General features: G+C 34.1%; 19 protein-coding genes. 4 read left to right on the top strand and 15 right to left on the bottom strand.

All coding sequences use genetic code 11. The features are described 5' to 3' along the window. Nucleotides 1-47 precede the first annotated feature (47 nt). Together ACY2V1_RS05895 and ACY2V1_RS05890 are read left to right on the top strand one after the other, a co-directional pair. Nucleotides 48-488, top strand: a complete 441-nt coding sequence (locus ACY2V1_RS05895; RefSeq protein WP_461833870.1) for a secondary thiamine-phosphate synthase enzyme YjbQ — start codon at nt 48-50, stop codon at nt 486-488. A gap of 144 nt (nt 489-632) precedes the next feature. Then, complete coding sequence (locus ACY2V1_RS05890; protein WP_461833869.1) at nt 633-1,796, top strand: acyl-CoA dehydrogenase; 1,164 nt, start codon at nt 633-635, stop codon at nt 1,794-1,796. 27 nt (nt 1,797-1,823) lie between these two features. On the opposite strand, the gene ACY2V1_RS05885 is transcribed toward ACY2V1_RS05890, so the two are convergent. Beyond that, nucleotides 1,824-2,741, bottom strand: a complete 918-nt coding sequence (locus tag ACY2V1_RS05885) for an HpcH/HpaI aldolase/citrate lyase family protein (protein ID WP_461833868.1) — start codon at nt 2,739-2,741, stop codon at nt 1,824-1,826. Continuing rightward, nucleotides 2,692-5,100: a ComEC/Rec2 family competence protein gene (locus ACY2V1_RS05880; RefSeq protein ID WP_461833867.1), complete on the bottom strand. Its 2,409-nt coding sequence runs from the start codon at nt 5,098-5,100 to the stop codon at nt 2,692-2,694. Before ACY2V1_RS05880 ends, ACY2V1_RS05885 begins: the two co-directional genes overlap by 50 nt. A 95-nt stretch (nt 5,101-5,195) precedes the next feature. On the opposite strand from ACY2V1_RS05880, the gene pyrF reads away from it, so the two are divergent. Then, complete coding sequence (gene pyrF, locus ACY2V1_RS05875) at nt 5,196-5,900, top strand: orotidine-5'-phosphate decarboxylase (RefSeq protein ID WP_461833866.1); 705 nt, start codon at nt 5,196-5,198, stop codon at nt 5,898-5,900. A gap of 94 nt (nt 5,901-5,994) precedes the next feature. Next, the gene (locus ACY2V1_RS05870; protein WP_461833865.1) at nt 5,995-6,354 is read left to right on the top strand and encodes a flagellar basal body rod C-terminal domain-containing protein; all 360 of its coding nucleotides are present in this window, start codon (nt 5,995-5,997) and stop codon (nt 6,352-6,354) included. Here ACY2V1_RS05870 and ACY2V1_RS05865 read toward each other — a convergent pair. The 13 genes from ACY2V1_RS05865 to tsaE form a co-directional block, all read right to left on the bottom strand. After that, nucleotides 6,346-7,020: an NUDIX hydrolase gene (locus ACY2V1_RS05865; protein WP_461833864.1), complete on the bottom strand. Its 675-nt coding sequence runs from the start codon at nt 7,018-7,020 to the stop codon at nt 6,346-6,348. The two genes, ACY2V1_RS05870 and ACY2V1_RS05865, sit on opposite strands and share 9 nt — an antisense overlap. Beyond that, nucleotides 7,017-7,847 (bottom strand): 3-methyl-2-oxobutanoate hydroxymethyltransferase, encoded by an 831-nt coding sequence (gene panB, locus ACY2V1_RS05860; RefSeq protein ID WP_461833863.1) that lies wholly within the window; start codon nt 7,845-7,847, stop codon nt 7,017-7,019. Before panB ends, ACY2V1_RS05865 begins: the two co-directional genes overlap by 4 nt. Then, entirely contained in the window at nt 7,840-8,772 is a 933-nt protein-coding gene (locus ACY2V1_RS05855; RefSeq protein ID WP_461833862.1) for a ketopantoate reductase family protein, read from the bottom strand. Before ACY2V1_RS05855 ends, panB begins: the two co-directional genes overlap by 8 nt. Continuing rightward, nucleotides 8,773-11,034: an aminodeoxychorismate synthase component I gene (gene pabB, locus ACY2V1_RS05850; RefSeq protein ID WP_461833861.1), complete on the bottom strand. Its 2,262-nt coding sequence runs from the start codon at nt 11,032-11,034 to the stop codon at nt 8,773-8,775. A 20-nt stretch (nt 11,035-11,054) separates the two neighbouring features. Further along, nucleotides 11,055-11,672: an anthranilate synthase component II gene (locus ACY2V1_RS05845; protein ID WP_461833860.1), complete on the bottom strand. Its 618-nt coding sequence runs from the start codon at nt 11,670-11,672 to the stop codon at nt 11,055-11,057. A gap of 451 nt (nt 11,673-12,123) precedes the next feature. Further along, the gene (locus tag ACY2V1_RS05840; protein ID WP_461833859.1) at nt 12,124-12,909 is read right to left on the bottom strand and encodes a DUF4198 domain-containing protein; all 786 of its coding nucleotides are present in this window, start codon (nt 12,907-12,909) and stop codon (nt 12,124-12,126) included. Between the two features lie 70 nt (nt 12,910-12,979). Beyond that, nucleotides 12,980-15,055, bottom strand: coding sequence for a TonB-dependent receptor plug domain-containing protein (locus ACY2V1_RS05835; protein ID WP_461833858.1), 2,076 nt, complete (start codon nt 15,053-15,055; stop codon nt 12,980-12,982). A 31-nt stretch (nt 15,056-15,086) separates the two neighbouring features. After that, on the bottom strand, nt 15,087-15,584 hold the full coding sequence (locus ACY2V1_RS05830) for a hypothetical protein (protein WP_461833857.1): 498 nt from the start codon (nt 15,582-15,584) through the stop codon (nt 15,087-15,089). A 620-nt stretch (nt 15,585-16,204) separates the two neighbouring features. Beyond that, nucleotides 16,205-17,743, bottom strand: a complete 1,539-nt coding sequence (locus ACY2V1_RS05825) for a SidJ-related pseudokinase (RefSeq protein ID WP_461833856.1) — start codon at nt 17,741-17,743, stop codon at nt 16,205-16,207. Further along, nucleotides 17,736-18,470 (bottom strand): MBL fold metallo-hydrolase, encoded by a 735-nt coding sequence (locus tag ACY2V1_RS05820; protein ID WP_461833855.1) that lies wholly within the window; start codon nt 18,468-18,470, stop codon nt 17,736-17,738. Before ACY2V1_RS05820 ends, ACY2V1_RS05825 begins: the two co-directional genes overlap by 8 nt. Beyond that, nucleotides 18,460-20,064 (bottom strand): citramalate synthase, encoded by a 1,605-nt coding sequence (gene cimA, locus ACY2V1_RS05815; RefSeq protein WP_461833854.1) that lies wholly within the window; start codon nt 20,062-20,064, stop codon nt 18,460-18,462. Before cimA ends, ACY2V1_RS05820 begins: the two co-directional genes overlap by 11 nt. Continuing rightward, nucleotides 20,064-21,299, bottom strand: coding sequence for an aspartate kinase (locus ACY2V1_RS05810; RefSeq protein ID WP_461833853.1), 1,236 nt, complete (start codon nt 21,297-21,299; stop codon nt 20,064-20,066). Before ACY2V1_RS05810 ends, cimA begins: the two co-directional genes overlap by 1 nt. A gap of 76 nt (nt 21,300-21,375) precedes the next feature. Next, nucleotides 21,376-21,774, bottom strand: a 399-nt coding sequence (gene tsaE, locus ACY2V1_RS05805) for a tRNA (adenosine(37)-N6)-threonylcarbamoyltransferase complex ATPase subunit type 1 TsaE (RefSeq protein WP_461833852.1), incomplete at its 5' end; no start/stop codon positions are given.

Below are 21,774 nucleotides of genomic sequence, written 5' to 3'. Positions count from 1 at the left end.
GCTGAAGTGATTAGAATATATAAAAATTTTGATTTAAGGGGGAGTTTATGGCAGGAAGTGATAATTTTTTTGTCTATTTTCAAGATATTGAAATAGTTATGGATAACGGGCCTGATATAAAGGATATTACCTTATCTGTGGAAGAGGTAGTTAATAAGTCAGGAATAAAAAATGGGGTAGTTCATATAACTTCTGTTGGGTCTACTGGTTCTGTTACAACTATTGAGTATGAGCCTGGGGTGGTTAAAGATTTAAAGGATATAATTAATGAAATAGCCCCTTCTGATAGATATTATGAACATGAAAAAGCATGGCATGATGGTAATGGACACAGTCATGTTCAGGCTGCAATAATTGGTCCTTCTATTTCTGTTTCAATAAGAGATTTTAAAATGATTTTAGGCACATGGCAACAGATTGTGGTTATAAATCACGATGTGAAGCCAAGAACGAGGAAAATTACAATAACAGTTGTAGGTTCCACCTAAATTGTAATTTAGCCTTTCATATAATTGGGGGGGCAAAATTTTTTTTATCTTGTCAATACATACCTAAATCATTATGATACCGCCGTTGTTTTGGTGAACATAGTTTAATTTTATAAAATCAAATTAATATAAAGGAGTGGATAGATGGGATTTTCTTTGACCAAAGAACAATTGTTAATCCAAAAAAGTGCAAGGGAGTTTGCGAGAAAAGAATTGCTTCCAAAGGCAGCTGATAGGGACAAAAACGCAGAATATCCTGCTGACAGTCTAAAGATGATGGGTGAGCTTGGATTTTTGGGGATGTTGGTTCCTGAAAAATATGGTGGTATGGAGGTGGATACTGTATCCTATGCACTGGCCCTGACTGAAATAGCATATGCTTGTGCATCTACAGCAGTAATTATGTCTGTACACAACTCACTTGCCTGTGGTTGCATATTAAATCATGGAACAGAAGAGCAAAAACAAAAATATCTAGTGCCCCTGGCAAATGGAGATTACATTGGTTCTTTTGCACTTTCAGAGCCTGAGGCCGGTTCAGATCCAGCCAGTATGACCACAACGGCAAAGAGAGAAGGGGATTATTATATTTTAAACGGGACTAAGAGATGGATAACTGGTGGGGCCACATCTTACCTTTTTATTGTGCTTGCCAAGACCAATCCAGAGGAAAGGCATAAAGGTGTCTCAGCATTTATTGTGACAAGGGATATGGAAGGGTTTGTCACTGGCAGAAAAGAGGATAAAATGGGGCTTAAGGCATCAGATACAACTGATATAATTTTTGACAATTGTAAGGTGCCTGCAGAAAACCTCTTAGGCAAAGAGGGAGAGGGATTTTACGTGGCCATGTCAGGGCTTGATGCAGGCAGGATAGGAATAGCTGCCCAGTCTTTAGGAGTTGGATGGGCTGCGCTTGATCTGGCTGTGGAGTATTCAAAACAAAGGGTTCAGTTTGGAAGGCCTATTTGCGAAAACCAGGGGCTTAGATGGATGATTGCAGATATGGCCGTTGATGTTGAAGCTGCCAGACTCCTTGTGCTAAACGCTGCTGCAAAAAAAGATAGAGGAGAGGTGTGTTCAAAGGAAGCATCAATGGCAAAACTATTTGCATCAGAGATGGCCAACAGGGTAACAGCAAATGCCCTCCAGATTCACGGTGGATATGGCTATACCAAAGAATTTACAATTGAAAGGCTATACAGAGACGCCAGGGTATTTACAATCTATGAAGGGACATCTCAAATCCAGCGCATAGTTATTGCAAATGAAGTAATTGGAGATAAAAAGAAGAAAAAGAAAAAATAAGGGCAAAAAGGGGCGAACGCCCCTTTTTTACCCTTTTATTTTGTTTGCTTTATCCAATATACTTTTGGCAAGCCTATACGTTGCTCCATCAATCATCCTGCCATCAATTGAGGCGGATCCTTTACCTGTTTTTATAGATTCTTCGTAAGTGTTAACTATTTTTGTACACCTTTTTATATCCTCTTCATCTGGAGAATAAACTTCATTTATGATTTCAATTTGAGATGGATGTATGGCCCATTTTCCATCAAAGCCAAGATATTTGCTAATGAGACAGGATCTTTTTAATCCTTCTAAGTCCTTAAAATTTCCATAAGGGGCATCAATAGCCAAAACTCCTTTTGATTTTGCCGCAACTGCAATTGCGCTCATGGGATAATGAAACCTGTGGCCTGGATAAAATTCCTCTTCCTCTCCATGTCCACTAATCCCTTTAAAAAACATACCAAGGGAGACTGTGTAGTCTGCAATCCCAAAAACTAATGACCTGATCCTATCTGATGCATCTATAATTTCTTTAATATTCAATACACCTTTTGCTGTTTCAATAGAAGGTTCTATTTCTATTTTTCGCTCAAGACCAATTGATTTCTCAATTTGAGTTAAAAGAACATCTATCCATATTATGTGGTTTTTAGACTCTACTTTAGGTATGACAATGCTCTGGATTTTGTGACCAACATTTTCTAATATGTCAATTACGTCCCTATAAGCAAAAGGAGAATAAATATCATTTATTCTATAAGATATAACCTTGTCATTTAAATCTTCTGATGATAAAAAATCAACTAACATCTTTCTTGCCTTGTCTTTTTCCTCTAAACTTACACTATCTTCTAAATCATACATTATAAAATCAGCTTTTAATCCTTTGGATTTTATCAACATTTTTTCCCTATTTGATGGCACTGAGATAGTAGACCTTTGAAGTATTACCTTGTTCATACAAAATACTCCTTTTTGGTAAAAAGGTTTTTATTTTATTTTTAAATACAATATTTACGCATCCAGAAATTTGTGTACCATAAAGTGTTATATTGTGCTTTTTTAAAATTTTTTTATACATATTAAAATAAATTTTAGACCTATTATAAATACCGCCTGTTAATATTACAATATTTGGATTTGTATTTTTTATAATCTTTTGTAATGCTTTTATTTTTAGTGCATATGACGGTAAAATAACAACCTCTGCTTTTAGATTTAACTCTGGAAGTTTGTTAAGTAAATATTTATCAATTTTAGGAAATATAATTGATATATGATTTCTTTTATATATTAACCTTATCATTAAATAATTCTCAGTACTATGTGCAAATTTTAAAATTTCTAATTTTAATTTTTTAGAAATAAAGATTGTTGTGTATTTTTTTACAGGATTTATTTTTACATTTCTTTTTTTTAATATTGTTAAAATATAGTTAATTCTCCTATCTGTCTGCCCATTATAATAAAATTCATTTATTTTATATTTTCTTGATAAATAAAATAATCCTCCCAAATGATAAATGTTATTTCTGGTTAGAATTATTTTATCAAGTATTGGAAATCTGGTATAGGTTAAGATTGGAGATAACACATTTTTACCAAAATTAAATTTTTTGTACCAGCTTCCACCAGTATCGATTAATACCCTTTTACCTTTATATTCAATTAATAGACTTTGTCCTCTCCCAACGTCTAATACCTTTAAATTGACTTGTTCTTGTTTGTCATAGACATAATTGGAGATAAATGGAATTGAAAAAAATATAAGACTAATTAGCATAAGAGGTCTTACTTTACTCTTATATTGGTTGATTTTTAAATAAACAGCAAATAAAAAAACATAAAATCCAAGTATTATATATAAATTTGGTCTCATAGTCACAATGGTAGGAAGAAGTCCATTTTTATTTAAAATTATAAGTATCTTTATACAAAGAGACAGAATTTTATCACATATGTTAAATAGGAATATTGAAAATAGATTCAAAATATCTATAAAAGACATAATGCTTGCAATAAATATTAATGGAAATACTAAAAGACCAATGACTGGAATAAAAATTACATTAGTATAACATGATATAGATACTTCTCCAAAGTAGTAACTAATTATGGGCAAAATTGATATGTTGATTATTGCTGAGATTATCAAAATGCTACAAATATAGAAAATTGCTTTATTTGAAATTATTTTTGTCAATTTTTTGCTTAATGATGAATAGAAGGTTATTATAATAATAACAGATAGATAAGATAGTTGCAAACCAACATCAAATACACAATATGGATTTAAAATTAATAATACCAAAAGGGATATAGCAATTCCATCTATTATGGCGTATTTGTGGTTAATAAAAAATAACGTCCCCCAGGTAAGATACATAACAGACGCCCTGATTAATGATGGTCTAGGTTCACTAACACATAAGAAGAATATAACAAATGCACAGGAAATTAAGCATGCCAATTTTTGTTTGGGAATATATAAATAAGTATCTGGATATATTGAACCAATAAATAAGGCTATACTAATACCAATAATGGCCACAAATCCAACGTGTAGTCCAGACTGGGCTATTATATGTGCAAGGGAGGCCTGTCTAAATATCTTTGTATCCTTATATGTTAAATAGCTCCTATCGCCTATAATAATGGCCAAAATGATTCCTTTGTTTTTTATATCCTTAAGTGATCTTAAAATCTTCTTTTTAACAAACCTTTTAAATTTCCATAAAAGATATGGATTCCCATATATTTTTATTTTATTGGATATTTTGTGAGAGTGTTGTACAAAAAATATATTTTGTAAGTAGTATGTTTTTATGTAGCCAGTATTTCCAGGATTATTATAAGTTCGAATTGGATAGATTTTGAATCTTCCTTCTACATATTGACCAGGTAGAGGGGGATTAGGGGAATTGTATATTTTCCAGAGTATCTTGTTTTTTATTTTTAAACTTTTTCCTTTATATGTAATTTTCACATTTTTTAACACACAAAAGGTCTTGAATTCAGGATAGGTAGTAATTTTATCTATCTGTCCTTTAACTGTAACATATGTATTTAGAGGGATTTTTTCTGGTTTTAAGAAAAAACTTTGGTGAATTTCACATAAAATATAAGAGATTAGAAACAAACAACATAGTGTTATTGTTATTTTTTTCGATTTTTTCCACTCTATGAGGTAAGTGACAATAAAAATCGATATTATGGCTGGGATTAAATATAAACTTCCCCAAATTCCAATAATAATCCCGATTAGATAATAGTGGAAGGGGAGAAATGCATGGCTTCCCTGGGGATTTGGGTTGTTCATGGACTTGAATTTTTGAAGATATTTAATTAACTTTTGTGTGTATCTTTACCTTAGAAGAACAAAATATAATTGTCTAGACATAAGCTGAGGTTTTTATGAAAAAAAACATAGATTTGGACAAAAGGATTATTTTTGCATTGGATGTAAACAATATTTCACAGGTTGATAAGTGGCTAAGTATTTTAAAAGGTCATGTAAAATTTTACAAAATAGGTCTTGAACTATTTGTATCACAGGGCATGGGAGTGGTTGAGAGGGTTCTTGAGGCAGGATGCGAGGTTATGCTGGATTTGAAATTGTATGACATTCCCCAGACAGTTTATAGGACAGTTAAGCAAATTTGCAAAAAAGAGATTACTTTTTTAACAGTGCACGGAAATCTAGATATTTTAAAGGCAGCAGTTGAGGGAGCTTCAGGATCTAAGGTAAATATACTCGGAGTAACCGTGCTTACCTCTTTGGATGAGAAAGATCTAAGAGAAATGGGTTATCCGTCTCCCCCAGATGACCTTGTCCTAAAAAGGGCAGAGCTTGCAAAAAATGCTGGATGTGCAGGAGTGGTTGCATCAGGGCTAGAGGCCAAAATAATAAGACAAAGATTAGGAGATGGTCTCATAATTGTCAGTCCAGGGATTAGACCTGCTTTTTCAGCTAAAGGTGATCAAAAAAGGGTCTTAACTCCAAAACATGCCATATTAAATGGTTCAGATTATTTGGTAATAGGAAGGCCTATTCGTGATTCAGATGACCCACTAGCCACTGTTTCTAAAATCAAAGAGGAGATAAAAGGCATTATTTAAAATTTTATTTTTTTAATTGACATAGAGTGGATATATGAATACTTTTATAAAGTAAGAATAAGTCATGAAATACCTCTTTTTAAAGGAGGACATAATGAATAACATTCCAAGCATAAGTGCTTTAAATGCTTATGGGATAAGGCAGCAGGTAAATGCAAATAATGTAGCCAATGTAAACACCCCGGATTTTAAGCCATCTAGGGTGAGTATGGAAGAGGCCCCTAATAGGCAAGGGGTTCGGGTTCAGGACATATCCAGGCAGGAAGAAGATCTAATGGCCCAGCGCCAAGACCAAGATCAAAGGGAGACCCAGAGGAAGAATGCTCCCAGTGAAACGGACCTTGTTACTGAATTTACTCAGATGCTGGAAAATAAAAATGCATATAATGCAAATGCCCAGGTAATTAGGGTAAATGATCAAATGAATGGCGAAATTATTAACAAATTAGCTTAAATAATTTGGATTAATTTTTAGCATAAGTTCCACAATAAGACGTGCAGTAATTCCCCAAATAAGAGCAACGGGATTTTTAAAGACAAAAACTTCATAATCTAAGGAAGGCCACGGGTTTTGGTATTGAGGGGGAAGTCCCAGTTCTTCAACAGGAAGCGTTGAGACCTTTAGTCCGTCTTTATTTATAAAATAGGGTTTCATTTCTACCTTCACACCATATTGCTCAGGTGGGTGTTTCTCAAACCAAGACACAGGGATTATAAATATCTCTTCAACTTCATTTTTATCTGGGTGTAAGTCTTTTTCCATGTCTATATTTAAAATTCCTATGAAACTTTCAATTATTATCCCTCTTGGGGAGATGAAAGTGTCTAATCTTCCTATGACCTCTATTTTTTCTCTGGGAATACCAATCTCTTCCTCTGTTTCCCTCAAAGCTGCATTTACGCAAAATTTGTCCTGAAATGGTTCAAATTTTCCCCCTGGAAAGCTTATTTCTCCCCCCTGTCTTATGTTCTTGGCCCTCTTTTCAAACAAGAAAAAGTATTCATCATTCTTTTGTAAAAGGGGTATTAAAACAGCAGCATTAAAAAATTTTTCCCTCCCCATAATTCCAGGGCGAGTAGAGAGGTTTTTTATAAGTTGATTTAAGGTGTCTTTGTTCATTTTATCTTTTTTAGCTCTTCTTGATTCATTGTAAATGAGTGCTCTTTTCCAGGGAATTTTCCTGATTCTACCTCATTTTTAAATTCCAATATGGCCTTTTCTATTTCCTTTGAGATGTTGGTATATTGTTTTACAAATTTGGGAACAAATCTGTCAAATAAACCAACCAGGTCATGGAATACAAGGACCTGTCCATCACACCCAGCGCCTGCCCCAATACCAATAGTTGGTACAGGACATTTTTCTGTAATAACTTCTGCAATGGGCGCTGGTATTGCCTCTAATACTATGCTAAAACAACCAGCATCTGCAAGAGCAAGGGCATCGTCTAAAAGTTTTTTAGCAGCATCTGCTGTTTTTCCCTGAACCTTAAATCCACCTAGCTGGGCAGCACTCTGAGGAGTTAAACCAAGATGTCCCTGGACAGGTATTCCTGCATTTATTATTGCCTTTATTTGTGGTAGAACCGTTGCTCCCCCTTCTAACTTCACTGCCTGGGCTCCTGCCTCTTTTAAGAATCTGCCTGCATTTAATACTGCCTGTTCAACACTTGCCTGATAAGACATAAAGGGCATATCCCCAATAACTACTGCGTGCTTAACTGCATTTGTAACTGCCTTTGTATGGTGTATCATTTGATCCATGGTAACAGCCAATGTGTCTTTGTGTCCCAGCACAACCATTGCAAGGGAATCTCCTACCAAAATCATATCTATCCCGCACCTATCAACAATCAGTGCAGTAGGATAGTCATAACTAGTTAACATGGTGAGTTTTCTCTTTCCCTTTGAATTGATAATATCTGGTATAGTCAGTGGCTTATTCATTTTGTTCCTCCATGTATTTTTGTTCAATTAATTTAATTAAACAGGTTAAAGTATTATTTACAGGGGTTGGGATTTGAAACTTTTCCCCATATTTTACAATGGCGCCGTTTATTGCATCAATTTCAGTTGGATTTTTGTTTTTTACATCTTGATGCATAGATGAGATGTTTTTTTCTGTTTTTTTTGCAACGTCTAATACCTGATTAAATATATCTTCTTTAAAATCAAATCCAAATTTTTGTGCTATTAATATGGCTTCATTTACAGCCAATTTTGCAATTTGTCTTGCATATTCAGATTTTGCAATAAATCCATTTCTGACCTGCGCAATTGCAGTAATTGGATTAATTCCAATGTTTATTAAAAGTTTTTGCCAGATAAGTTTATTTATTTCATTTGTCTCAAAACACTTTATTTTGCATTGATTGAAATTTTCTACTATTTTGTGTATCCTTTCAGTTGGCTCCCCATTAATTTCGCCAATGTATGTTACTCCATCTCCTCCATGACGAATATACCCTGGTCTTACATAAGTGGCACCTTGAGCAGTTATTCCAGCTATAACTCTGTTACTTGGTAATAAATCACATAACACTTCCACATTGCCTATTCCATTTTGAAGGGTGAGATATACAGGATCTCCTTTTAATTTATTTTTAATATAATTTACACCATTATATGTTGCATATGTCTTTAATGTGACAATGACTAAATCTGGTGCAAAATTTAGTTTTTCTGGATCTAAAACAACCTCTACATTGTATGTTTGTATTTTCCCATCTAGGTTCTCTATTTTTAAACCATCTTGTTTTATTTTTTGCATATGTTCTTTGTTGGTGGAATATAAAATAACCTCATTATTTTTTGACAATCTTGCACCTAAAAGGCTTCCCAATGCACCAGCTCCTAATACAAAGATTTTCATTTATATATTCCTCCAATATTTAAAAAAATGTTTATTTATCTTAAAAGATAATAGATTATCAGGTCTTTTTAATCTTTTATTGTCAATGGAGGCAATAGATAATGCTCCAATTAAAGAGTTTGTCAAAATCACCTCATCCATACAAAACATCTCATCAGGGAAAATTTGTTTTTCAATTATTTTATATCCAAGGATTTTTAAAAAATTTACTACCTTATCAAGCATGATTCCCTTTAAAAAATATTTAGAATATGGCAGATAAGCAACGTCATTTTTAATCAAGATTATATTCGTTGAGTTCCCCTCAGAAATTGAGCCATCAGGATTTAAGATAATTGCCTCTTCATAATTTTTCTCATGTGCCCATTTTCTGGCCGTTTCATAATAGAGATAGTTTAAAGTTTTAAAATTTGCAATAGGCGTATACCTTTGTTCTGGATAAATTCCAACATGTAGTCCCCATCTCTTATTAAAATCTATTCTGGGTGTATATTCTCTAGCACTTACAATGAAAACATAGTCATAGGGTGGTGTATTTGTGGTTCCTTTTCCAGCAATTATTTTTACTGCTGATACCTTTTGTTTGAGTGCATTTTTTGAAATAAGTTCTTTAATTATTAGATGAAAATCAATTTTAGGAAATGGAAGGTGTAAAAGTTTTTTCCATCCATTTTTTAGTCTCTGTAAATGTTCATCTAAGAATAAAATATTTCCTTTTTCAACTCTAATTGTCTCAAAAAGCCCCATACCGTATTGAAAAGCAAGGGAATTGGCCCTGATTTGGGCTAAATTTTCTTGAACAAATTTACCATTTACCCATACCCAGGTGTTAAAAGGACCTTTTTTTGAAATTGATCTGTTTTTTAAAATAGAGAAGAAACTCTGACCCTTATGTAGGGTCTCTTCGTATTCCAATATAGGGTCTGAGTCATAGACTATCCCTCCACCAACAGAAAATATGAGTTTATTCCCAATTAAAGTAGCTGTCCTGATAGCAATGGATAAATCCATTGTATTGTGAAAGCTTATATAACCTATACTGCCTGTATATATATGTCTTTTGTTTGGCTCCAATTCCTCAATTATCTCCATTGCCCTTATTTTAGGACATCCTGTTATTGAACCTCCAGGGAAAGTGGCCTTGATCAAATCTATTGAGTCTGCGTCCTTATTTAATTTCCCTGTTACAATGGAAATTAGATGGAATACATTTTGATACTTTTCCACCCTCTTGTGCTCAACTACTTTTACACTACCAGGTTCACACACCTTTCCTATGTCGTTTCTCAAAAGGTCCACTATCATTGAAAGTTCAGCATCATCTTTTATACTGTTTTTTAAATCATTTAATAATTGTTCATCCTGTTTTGGGGTTTTACCTCTAGGCCTTGTGCCTTTTATAGGCCTTGTTTCTACATATCTTTGATTTTGAAATAAAAATCTTTCTGGAGATGTGGAAATAATTTGATGATCAGATGCATTTATATAGGCAAAAAACGGTGCTGGATTTAAATTAAATAATTCTATAAAAAATTCAAAAGCATCTCCATAAAAGGAACAAACAAATCTCTGGGACATATTGACCTGATATATATGGCCTCTTACAATATAATCTTTTATCTTATTTATTGCATCTATATATTCATCTTTTAGAAAATTTGAATACAATTTACTATCTGAATAAAAGCTATTTGTCTCTATTTCCTTCGAATTTATTATATTCAATATTTTAGTTTGATCAAATATGTAGTTTTTATCATTGGTATTAAATTTAGGTATAATCAAATAAATCCTTTTTGTTTTAATATCCTGGATAATAACATATCTTGGACAGTATAAAATTATATCTGGCAGGTGTAAATCATCAATGCACAATGATGGTAAATCTTCTATTTGATTTTTAAGATCATAAGATAAATATCCAAGTAGTCCATATTTAAAAGGTGAATTTAAGGTGTCTATGGTATCATTAAATTCAAGATGTTTAATAATCTGCTTTAATACAGTAAAAGGAGAGCTTTTAAAAGTAAAATTGTTATTATTTATAGATAGTTGTATTTGATCTGCCTTGGTCTTGATCTCTAGCCATGGTCTTATTCCAATGATATTAAAATTTGCGCAGTCGTGATCTCCACCGCTAAGGAGTAGGACAAAGCCAGCTTCATTAGAAAATTTTTTTGCTATATCTAAAAATTTTAAGTTAGTATCAATTGGTGTTATTTGTAAATTGGTTATTTTAGGGATGTTTTTAAGATATTCCATAGTCACTCCTTGCTTTGTTACTATATAAACTTGAGAAAATTTTTAGCGAGTTTTTCGCCATATTCAGTTAAAAAGCTCTCAGGATGAAATTGTACTCCAAACAATGGATAATCTGGATGGCTAATGGCCATAATTACTCCATCTTCAGATCTAGCATCAACTTTGAGGGGAGTTGTTTTTGGCATTTCAATACATAGAGAGTGGTATCTGGCTACTTTAAATGGAGATGGGATATCTTTAAAAAGTCCCTTTTGATTGTGATATATTATAGAGGTCTTTCCGTGAACTGGAATGGGAGATTTTATTGTTTTTCCCATAAAACATTCGTTTATACACTGCATTCCAAGACAAACGCCCAAGATTGGTATTTTTTTATAGAAGTCTTTTATAACCTGTTTAGATATACCAGCATCTTTCGGTTCTTTTGGGCCTGGAGAGATAATAATTGCCTTAGGAGACATTTCTTTAATGTGAGGAACTGTTATTTTATTGTGTCTATATACGGTTATATTTGAATACATGGTGGAGAAGAGCTGGACAAGATTGTAGGTAAAAGAATCGTAGTTGTCTATAAATAGAAGCATGGTAAAAAGCCTCCGTGATTTTTTATTTGAATAATAAAAAAGGGGACCACCCATGAGCCTGGGTGGCCCCCTAGAGGCCTGACATAACTCATGTCCAAAACAATATTAGCTCTTTTTTCTGATGCAGAATATAATTTTTCTCATTAAAAAAGTCAATTTTTTCTCAGAAAATCTCGGCGAGTTTATGCAATTAGAGTTAGGAATATGGTGGTTAGTCAAATGTCTCCGTTTGTGAAGAAGCTTTCTTGATTTTATCAATAGTTTTCCGGAATGCTTGCAAACTTTTTTTGCTGTATCTTTTGTTAACGATTTTGATACACTATAAATGGGTTTTAGAAATTCTGCTATAGCTTCTTTCTTTCTTTTCTGACCATATTTAAATTCCTTTCATCTCAACCAGATACAATTAATAAAACATTACCTTTCCAGCCAAGATAATAATTAGCCCTAAGGGTCCACTCAATATAGCTCCTGCAAAAAATTAAGAAAAATTTATAAAACACCACTAATTAATCTTAAAAGTCAACGTAGATATTAATTTTTGCTCATCAGCCTTGCTGGGATCTTTGTATGGTAATAAAACCTTTGTCTTAACCAACCATATACCCTTTTTCAAAATCTTTACCTTGGCAATCATGTTTTTAGTCGGTTTAGTGGTCCATGCAAAGGTATTCTCCAGGTTACTAAATCCTGCATATGTAGCATAAATCCATGCCGTTGTGGGTTTACCATTAAGAAAAGAATAAAGTGGCAGGAATTCTCCTTCCTTGATACTGGCAGGATTTTTAAGGGGAACAATTTCTAATGTATATCCCAACCATTTTTTGTAGGAGCTACCCCTAGGACCATTTACATTAATAATTGCCTTCGCCACAGCTTGGTACAAGAAAGATTTAAGCACATTCTTGAGCTCTTTTTTTGGTTTGAAAAAATAGCCCTCTATGGTCTTACTGACAAAGGTCTTCATTACAAGAACTACAAGATAGGTTCCCTTCTCATTTAGCTTTACCTTAATAGGCTTTACACCTTTTTTCCCTTTTGGCTTTATACTCAGAGGGATCTTATTTCCCTGGGGATCTAGAAGAAAGAGATTCATCTTTTCTACCATTTTTGCTGGTGGCTGGTCATCTACAGGAAACTTATGGCCCCATCCTATTTTAATTACAATTTCCTGACCTACACAAGGATTGTAGTTGTTTACATTCAACCAAAGAGAATGGGCATACACACAGGTTGAAACAAATCCACTCATGAGTATAAACCATACAATTATCAAAAACTTTTTTTTCATTATTGCTCCTCTCCTATGGTTTAGATGTTAATTATTAATAGTTGTTCCTTACTTAGTAGCCAAAGGTTTATTAAAAAGTAAATTTTAAACCACAGCTTATAATGGTGCCAGGTGCAATAGTATCTGCCCGTCCTTTTCTTTTAAAAATCGGATACTCTTCATCAAAAAGGTTTTCTATGTTTATATAGGCGGTTAAGAAATTAAAAAATTGGCGAGACATAGAAACATCCAGGGTGAAATAGTTATCTTCCTTAAATGTATTTTCATTGTCGAAGTAGATATCAGTGTAGTAGTTGCCAGTTACAGAAACATTAACAAGGTCGGGGTTGTTGTAATGGAATCCGAAATGGATTTGGTGCCGGGGCTCATAGGGTAAGTATTTGTCTTCTAATTCAGGGTTATTTTTGTCTTTGTCAATTTTAGAAACATTGAAAGTATAGTTAGCAAAAAAGGCTAGATCTGGTAGGGCATACCATTCTAGCTCGGCTTCAACTCCATAAATATCCACATCGTTTATATTGTCCAACTTATATTCATATCGGGTTTTTCTACCATGAGAAAAAGTAGCTGTGCCTATGAGACGGTCACCGATGTAATCTTTGGCAAAGGACTGATAAAATGTTACTCTGCCCCATAGTGTCTTGGTCAGGATTCGTTCAACCCCTATATCATATGACCATATTTTCTCGGGGTCTAAATCTGGATTGGCATCACGATAATAGGTGCCGCCACCACGAACATGCACCTTATAAAGCTCAAACAAACTGGGTGTTCTAAATCCTTTTCCACCAGATGCTCGTATTGTTGTTTTGTTATCTGGATGCCATGCAATACCTATCTTAGGAGAAAAATTCTCTTCTGTATCAGAATCAAAGTCATTGTGGTAAGGGGGCTTGCCAGCACTTCCTTTGGTGTCCCAATTGGCCCCATCCCAGGTCCTGATCCAATCGTATCTTCCTCCAATGGTTACAATCAGGTGATTATCAAAAAAATGAAAATCCAGATTTGCAAAAGGTGATATAAAACGCTGTTTACCTTCTGCACCAGCCTTGCGGGTAATGGATACATATTTATTGTCATAATCCCATGAAGTTTCCTTGTAAGAAACGCCTAAAGTAAATTTAGCCATTGAGCTAAGTGAAATATTTCCTTGAAAATCAGCGCCCCAGGTGGTTGGGTCGATTTCCTCTTTTCTGTATAAGGATGAATAATTGTCCTTTGCTGTATCCTGATAGGCAGCCTTATCAGCTTGATTTATATAAACTAACCCTTTTAAATCAAAAGCTTTTCCCTTATAAGTATAGTTCATCCAATATTGTCCAAGGGTTAAATCATCGTAAAAATATCTTCGGCCTTTTCCAGTTTGATGGTCGTAATATAAGGCTGCCAGGGATAAATTTGAATTATGAGTTAAATCATAGGTGAGTTTTCCAAATACTTTACCAACTTCTCTATCACGTTTGATTTCATAAGGTTTGTGGTGTTTTACCATGTAAAATCCATCACTATCTTCATACCCACCCGCCACCAGGAAGCCAAAATTTTTAATTTTTTGAGAATGAAAGATATCTCCTTTATAGGTATTTGCTGTGCCTATTTCACCTTCCACTGAGGATTGTCTGCCAGTTTTTGGTTTTTTTGTAATAATATTAATTACGCCCCCAAGTCCTTCTGAACCGTAAATTGCCGAGGCAGGTCCCCGGACAATTTCAATACGTTCAATGGCTTGCTTGGGGATATGACCCCATGCCACCCAGGCAATGGCATTGTTGAAATTGTCGTTTTGTGGAACTCCGTCTACCAATATCAAGATCCTGTGTTCACCTACCCCTCGCATCTTTAATGGACTTGCAATACCATGTGTTTGAACTGCATAATGCCTATAGTTATACATACCTACAACACTACGAACAATATCCTCCCAACGGTCAAAGGGAGAGGCCATGATCTCCTCTCTGGAGATAACTGTTACACTTTGAGGTGCATCAAATACCGAGATCTTCGACCGTGTGGCAGTGACTACCACCTCATTCATTCTTGTTGCCACCATCTTTTCCCCTTGTTTTTCCTCCTCACTTAAACCAGGAGATGAAATAAAAACTAATAAGGTTAACATTAAAAATATAATCAATTTCCAACTCTTCATTTAATCCCTCCTCCTTGTTTATTGTCCTTGCCTATTTCAATCCTTTAGCTGAATTCTCTTTTTTTATTTTTTTGTGACTAATCCAGGCCATAATGCTCCCAAAGATGCCAAAAATAATAGAAATCCCACTAATAACTATCAAATACTTGGATATAAACTTTTCCTCTGAGCTTTCAGTGTTTCCTGAGGCCTCAAGATGTTCAATGTGCTTAACTGGCAAGTTCATCTCAAGTCTGTGACCCATTCCATCTTCCACAACTATCATCCATTTTCCTGGCATATCTGGATAGAAACAAAACCGCCCATTTCTGTCTGTTCTTCCTATCTGAAAAGGGATTTTCTTATCTGGTGCAGTGATTACTACCTTGGCATAGCTCATAGGTTCACCTGTGGTATATTCAGCAATTATAACAATTCCTCCTCTCCCTGTTTTACCTCTCACTCCATGAGCATAAAGAGGTGAGTTAAAAAAAGAGTGAAGTATTATTAAAATATAGCATAATATAGCAAAAAAATATTTTTTATGCATCAAATTTTCTTTTTCTTTATTTCTTTTGCAATTAAATATAACTTAGATATAAAAAATATATCTTTTCAATTGCCTAAAACAAAAAATATTATTATGTCAAGTATAAAATTAAAAAAAAGATAATACTAATAAAACTTAAACTCCTTTTAGGGATTCTTGGATTTACAAGTTTAAGAACTATATAGAGATATCAAAATTTCTTCTAATCTTAGAATGGAGATTTATTGATAGGCCGAATGAATTAAAGATGTCACCAATCCAACCAGAGTAACAAGTAGTTGACACAATTGCTGAAGTCATATTGTTTACCTGATAAAGATAGCAAATAAGAGTTATTGGATAAAAGAGTAACAAACACAAAAAAATTTAGGCTGAGATGGGGAATTTTGAGGACCCTAAGGTGGGGATTTTTTTGTTAACTTTAACACCTTATCTGGTCGTAGAGGACATAACAAAAAAATGGACAGGAGCTATTAGAAGTTGATCCAAAATTTACCCTAACTCTATATCTACTTTGAGGAGAGAATAAATAAGGCTACTAACTCTAATCTTGACAATAAGGGATTTACATAAATAATGTTACAGGCTCAATCTTTTAAATTAGCTCAGAAACTCAAGTTTTATTTCTGGATCTCATTTATGTATTTTGAAGAAATAATTAAGGCTGCTGTGCTTCCAATAAAATCGATTAGCTCAGGAACAGAGATCCTGCCATTAAATTCTCCAAGATGCGGACCTGTTTTAAGGATTATATCCTTCTCTCCTTTTTTAATTTTGGCAAGCTCATCATCTGTTACGCCCTTGCTTTTTAGAAATCTTTTAAATTCATTGTCATCCATCTCTAATTGATCCACTGTTCTGAGTATTTCATCCAAATATCTATCAACTCCCATTTCATCAATTAATCTGTCAATAAATTGATCCATCTTCGTAAAATTTAATTCTTTTAAATCATAACCACAGAAACCAGAAAAATAGTTTTTTACAACAAGTTCAATTGATTTTTTAAAAAGTTCTCTATCAAATAGTTTCCTTACATCAACAAAGGATCCATCTGGATTTAGTCCCCTTTTTTCAGGATATTTCATCCTGAAATAACTTCCGATAATAAGAAAAAATGATAGCATGTGATTTCCTATCTCAGTGTACAGCCTTCTTTTATTTACTCCATCATAGCTAATTAGGTGTTCAAAATCCCTTATACCTGATTTACCAATATTTGGATAAAGGGCTGAATCTAGCCATCTATCTAGCCTTCCACCCCTCTCCCACAAATACATTCCCCCATCATCTCGCCTTGTTCTCTGGGTCCTGTTGTGAAATAAAGGGATTACTGATGTGTGGATAATTCCATTGGCTGTGAGATTCCCTAAAATGTTGGCACATTTTGATATAATACTCAAAAACTCTTGTTCTGGGACATTATTTTTTGTGCCATCTCCATTGGGATAATAAAAATAATCTGGTGACACAAAAAAACAGATACACGGAAATTTAAAGGATTTGAGCCAAAAGAGATATTTTCCATTTAAACTAACTTCTCTTGGTATTTCAAATACCTGATTCCATCTACAATTTTTAAGTAATTTAATCCATTTTATCTCAAGTAGCAGGTTTTGTATATCCCTTAGGTCCTTGGAAAACTTAAACACAAGAAACTCTTTTCTATCTTTAAGTTTCCAGACAAAAGACCTCCCCATTTTAGTCTTGTAAATAGGTTTAACCTTAAGTTTATCAAATAAAATATCATGGTCTATTTTTAAAATACCATCAGAAATCTCAATAGAGTTTATGTCTGGTCCTTTTATGTTTAATGGAAGTGTTCCCAGGGCAAAGGAGGCAGAAAGGGATGAGCGGTTTATGATATTTAATGAATATCTCTTTAATATATTAAGTGAGAGTCTTTTTTTATTGGAATCTTTTATTTTTATTGATATATCTCTGAGCAGGTTTGCTGCTTCTCTGTATAAAATAGATGCAAGTTTTTGTGTATCATGACCTTTTTGTTTTAATACTTTTTCCAGTATAAGTATTATCGATGTATCTACTTTTTCAGGTGCTTCTCTTATAAGTTCTTGAATATTTTTTAAGGTCATATAATGGGAGGTAAAGCTACCTCCCATATAAGTTAGAATGGACTTTGATGAATAACTATACATCTATGTGTTTCTCAATTTTATCCCCTATTTTTGAATAGATGAATACTTCTTTGTCTAAGGGCAAATCTATTTGTTTAAGTCTTGTTAAATGGTCGTATCTCCCAAAGGTATGCATTGGAATAAATAAATCTGGCTGAACCATTTGTAAAAATTTTATTCCTCCACCAAAGTTTTTAAGCCTTGGATCCATGTTTGAAAAACCTATATGAATTTTTTCTAATCTTAATTCCTTTAATATTTCTTCAAAATAGCTCTTTATAAATTCCTTTTCTTCATCCTTGGTATCAGGCCAGATCCATTCAGCTAGGTCTCCTCCATAATATATATTTACTCTTTTAAATGAAATAAGATAAGCATTACCCAGATCATTGCTTTCATAAGCCTTTATTTTTATTTTATCTATATTTACTTCATCTTCAGGCTCCAATATATACGTATTACTTGCAAATTTAGACGCATAATCCGCATAAATATCATAGGATATAATAAATTTGTATTCAGATGTAAACGGTGCAATAATATCTTCTATATCTGGATTAAAATGATCATCATGGGAATGTGAAAACAAGACATACAGAGGATTTGAATTTAAAGATTTTTTTAAGACGTCTATTGCTTGTTTAGGTAAATGATCACCATGGGGAAGATCAAATAAAAAATTGCATTCTGGAAATTCAACTAAAAAGGAACTGTGATATATGTATGTAATTTTAACCCTATATTCCATTTCCCTTTTCCCTGTCATCTTTAAAGAGTTTATAAATTACCGAGTCTTGTAAGGCCTTCCAACTGGCTTCAATAATATTATAAGATACACCAACAGTAATCCACCTTTGTTTTTGATCTCCAGATTCAATAAATACCCTGACCATAGATGCAGTGCCTGCGAATTCTGGATCCTTTGGAGTGAGTACACGAACCTTGAAGTCTAAGAGCTTCATCTCCTTTAGGTTAGGATAAAATCCTTCAAGTGCCTTTCTAAGGGCATTATCAAGGGCATTTACTGGTCCTTTACCTGTGGCAGCTGTATGGGAAAGCATTCCACCGACGCGCACCATAACAGTTGCTTCTGATATTGGCTCTTCAATCTCCTTTTGCATTGCATCAAGCACCCTGAAACCAATTAATTCATAATATTTTCTCACCTTCCCCAATGTTTTGTACAAAAGGAGTTCAAAAGATGCTTCAGCAACAGAGAATTCGTAACCAAGCATCTCCAAATTTTTTATTTGTTCTAATAGTTCCAATACAATTGGATCTTCTTTTTTTAGATTGAGTCCAAATTGTTTTGCCTTAAAGATTATATTACTTTTGCCTGCAAGATCAGAGAGTAAAACCCGTTGCCTGTTTCCAACCTTTTCAGGAGGAATATGTTCATACGTCCTTGGATTGGACATAATAGCGCTAACATGTATGCCCCCTTTGTGTGCAAATGCAGACTCTCCAACATATGGTTGTCTTTTAAAAGGAGAGAGATTGGCAATTTCTGCAACAAATCTAGCCAGTGAAGTAAGTTTTTTTAAATTTCCCTCAGGAAGGCACTTAAGACCCATTTTTAACTCTAAATTTGGTATGATTGAGCATAGGTTAGCATTTCCACATCTCTCTCCATATCCATTAATTGTGCCCTGCACATGTCTTATGCCAAGGTTCACTGCAACAATAGTATTTGCAACAGCAAGTTCCGCATCATTGTGCACATGGATACCATATTCTGGCTCTGGAAATTCCTTTAATACCTGCTCGATAATTTCCTTTATCTCCATTGTGAGGCAACCGCCATTTGTATCACAAAGCACAATGCAGTCACTTCCAGCCTCATATGCCTTTTTTATGCAGGCCATTGTATATTCTTTGTTTTCCTTATAACCATCAAAAAAGTGTTCCGCATCAAAAAATACTTCTTTTGCCTTGTTTTTGGCAGCCTTAATTGAGTCATAAATTATTTCCAGATTCCTGTCTAACGTGGTTTTTAAAGCCTCTTTCACATGTATGTCCCAGGATTTTCCAACCAGTGTAATTACGTCGGTATCTGCATCAAGGACCTTTTTAAAGGAGTCATCTGTGTTTACATTTAGCTTAGGGTGATGTGTGCTACCAAAGGCAGCTATCTTTGAATGCTTAAATTCATAGTTTTTAATGTCTTTAAAAAAGTTTTCATCTGTAGGATTAGAAGATGGCCACCCACCTTCTATATAATCAATTCCAATTTCATCTAATTTTCTTGCAATTCTGATTTTGTCTTCAGGGGAAAAATTTACTTCTTCTGCCTGAGATCCGTCCCTTAATGTAGTATCATAAATAAATACTTTATTTCCCATTATAGACTCTCCATCTCTGGTTCTTTGTCCAGTCCAAATGCTTCATGCAATGTCCTAACAGCGAGTTCTGTGTATTTTTCTTCAATTAGACAGGATATCTTGATTTCTGATGTGCTAATCATCAAAATATTTATATTTTCTGATTTTAATGCACGAAATGCAATTGCTGCAACTCCAGAGTGGTTTCTCATTCCAACACCAATAACTGAGACCTTTGCAACTTTTTTATCATAAAATACCTCTTTTGCGCCTATTTGGTCCTTTATCCTTTCAATTATTTTTATAGCATCATCCATTTCCTTTCTGCTGACAGTAAAAGTTATATCAGTTCTACCTTCATGGGAAGGGTTCTGGACTATCATATCTACAACAATATTGTGGGCAGCAAGGGGTTCGAATATTGCTGCAGCAACCCCTGGCTCATCATATACCTCTGTAAGTGTAATTCTTGCCTGATCTTTATCATAAGCTATTCCTGATACAAGTACTGATTCCATAACATCATCCTCCTTTACAACCAACGTGCCCGGCTCATCTGAGAAAGTAGATCTAACATGTATAGGCACGTTATATTTTTTTGCAAATTCTACTGACCTTATCTGTAGCACCTTGGCACCCATTGATGCCATCTCCAACATCTCATCATATGCAATCTTAGGAAGCTTTCTGGCATTGGAACATACATTGGGATCTGTTGTATAGACACCATCTACATCTGTATATATTTCACAAAGTTCTGCATTTAATGCAGCTGCCAATGCCACTGCAGAGGTATCAGAACCACCTCTTCCCAAAGTTGTTAGATTTTGCTGAAAATCGCATCCTTGAAATCCTGCCACAACTAAAACATCATTTGTCTTTAATAGTTCAATGAGTTTTTCTGTGTCTATATCCAGTATCCTAGCCTTTCCATAGGCCTTGTCAGTGTGAATTGGGATTTGGAATCCCAATAGAGATCTGGCCTTTATGCCTGCATCTTTCAAGAGCATTGAAAAAAGGGCCACAGAGACCTGTTCTCCTGTTGTTAACAGTACATCCATTTCTGCAGGATCTGGCTTTTTAGAAAATTCCATTGCAAGTTTTATTAATCTGTCAGTTTCACCTGCCATTGCTGAGAGCACAACTACAACTTTATACCCTTTTTTTAATTTTTTCTCTACCTTGGCCTTTACCTGTTTCATTCTTTCAAGTCCAGCAACAGAAGTTCCCCCGAATTTTTGTACAATGATTTTCATGGGATGCCTCACTCCTTTTTTCCCTTTTATTTCAACTAGTTCTTTATACTATAACCTGTAACCACTAATTAATAAATTATGTATTTTTTTCGCCTATAATATCTATCAATGGGGAAAATTTAGCTCCCTTGAGTTTAATCTCAATAAATCTCCTGTTTCCTTTAAATTTAAATTCAACTAATATATGCTCCAATGGCCAATAAATCTTGGGCAGCCTTTCACACCACTCCACAAACACAATATTGTCATTAGATGACAGATACTCTAAAACCTCTTCTTCTAAATCCACGCACCTATATAAGTCAACATGAATTATCTCTGGTGAAGTTGGGTAGATATTAAATAGGTTAAAACTGGGGCTACTTACTTCTGCTTGCTCTGAGCCTGGCAACATTTCAACAAAGAACCTGACAAATGTTGTTTTCCCTGTTCCCAGCTCTCCTTGTAAAAGATATTTTCCGTGACCAATTGTCAG

This window comes from Desulfothermus sp. (assembly GCF_053993635.1).
The sequence above is the reverse complement of the archived record's forward strand: the minus strand, read 5'-3'. Positions and strand labels throughout refer to the sequence as shown.

What these genes read in the sequence shown, in the direction of transcription:
- ACY2V1_RS05895 (WP_461833870.1), top strand. Translation starts at nt 48, where the DNA reads ATGGCAGGAAGTGATAATTTTTTTGTCTATTTTCAAGATATTGAAATA.
- ACY2V1_RS05890 (WP_461833869.1), top strand. Translation starts at nt 633, where the DNA reads ATGGGATTTTCTTTGACCAAAGAACAATTGTTAATCCAAAAAAGTGCA.
- ACY2V1_RS05885 (WP_461833868.1), bottom strand. Translation starts at nt 2,741, where the DNA reads ATGAACAAGGTAATACTTCAAAGGTCTACTATCTCAGTGCCATCAAAT.
- ACY2V1_RS05880 (WP_461833867.1), bottom strand. Translation starts at nt 5,100, where the DNA reads ATGAACAACCCAAATCCCCAGGGAAGCCATGCATTTCTCCCCTTCCAC.
- pyrF (WP_461833866.1), top strand. Translation starts at nt 5,196, where the DNA reads ATGAAAAAAAACATAGATTTGGACAAAAGGATTATTTTTGCATTGGAT.
- ACY2V1_RS05870 (WP_461833865.1), top strand. Translation starts at nt 5,995, where the DNA reads ATGAATAACATTCCAAGCATAAGTGCTTTAAATGCTTATGGGATAAGG.
- ACY2V1_RS05865 (WP_461833864.1), bottom strand. Translation starts at nt 7,020, where the DNA reads ATGAACAAAGACACCTTAAATCAACTTATAAAAAACCTCTCTACTCGC.
- panB (WP_461833863.1), bottom strand. Translation starts at nt 7,847, where the DNA reads ATGAATAAGCCACTGACTATACCAGATATTATCAATTCAAAGGGAAAG.
- ACY2V1_RS05855 (WP_461833862.1), bottom strand. Translation starts at nt 8,772, where the DNA reads ATGAAAATCTTTGTATTAGGAGCTGGTGCATTGGGAAGCCTTTTAGGT.
- pabB (WP_461833861.1), bottom strand. Translation starts at nt 11,034, where the DNA reads ATGGAATATCTTAAAAACATCCCTAAAATAACCAATTTACAAATAACA.
- ACY2V1_RS05845 (WP_461833860.1), bottom strand. Translation starts at nt 11,672, where the DNA reads ATGGGTGGTCCCCTTTTTTATTATTCAAATAAAAAATCACGGAGGCTT.
- ACY2V1_RS05840 (WP_461833859.1), bottom strand. Translation starts at nt 12,909, where the DNA reads ATGAAAAAAAAGTTTTTGATAATTGTATGGTTTATACTCATGAGTGGA.
- ACY2V1_RS05835 (WP_461833858.1), bottom strand. Translation starts at nt 15,055, where the DNA reads ATGAAGAGTTGGAAATTGATTATATTTTTAATGTTAACCTTATTAGTT.
- ACY2V1_RS05830 (WP_461833857.1), bottom strand. Translation starts at nt 15,584, where the DNA reads ATGCATAAAAAATATTTTTTTGCTATATTATGCTATATTTTAATAATA.
- ACY2V1_RS05825 (WP_461833856.1), bottom strand. Translation starts at nt 17,743, where the DNA reads ATGTATAGTTATTCATCAAAGTCCATTCTAACTTATATGGGAGGTAGC.
- ACY2V1_RS05820 (WP_461833855.1), bottom strand. Translation starts at nt 18,470, where the DNA reads ATGGAATATAGGGTTAAAATTACATACATATATCACAGTTCCTTTTTA.
- cimA (WP_461833854.1), bottom strand. Translation starts at nt 20,064, where the DNA reads ATGGGAAATAAAGTATTTATTTATGATACTACATTAAGGGACGGATCT.
- ACY2V1_RS05810 (WP_461833853.1), bottom strand. Translation starts at nt 21,299, where the DNA reads ATGAAAATCATTGTACAAAAATTCGGGGGAACTTCTGTTGCTGGACTT.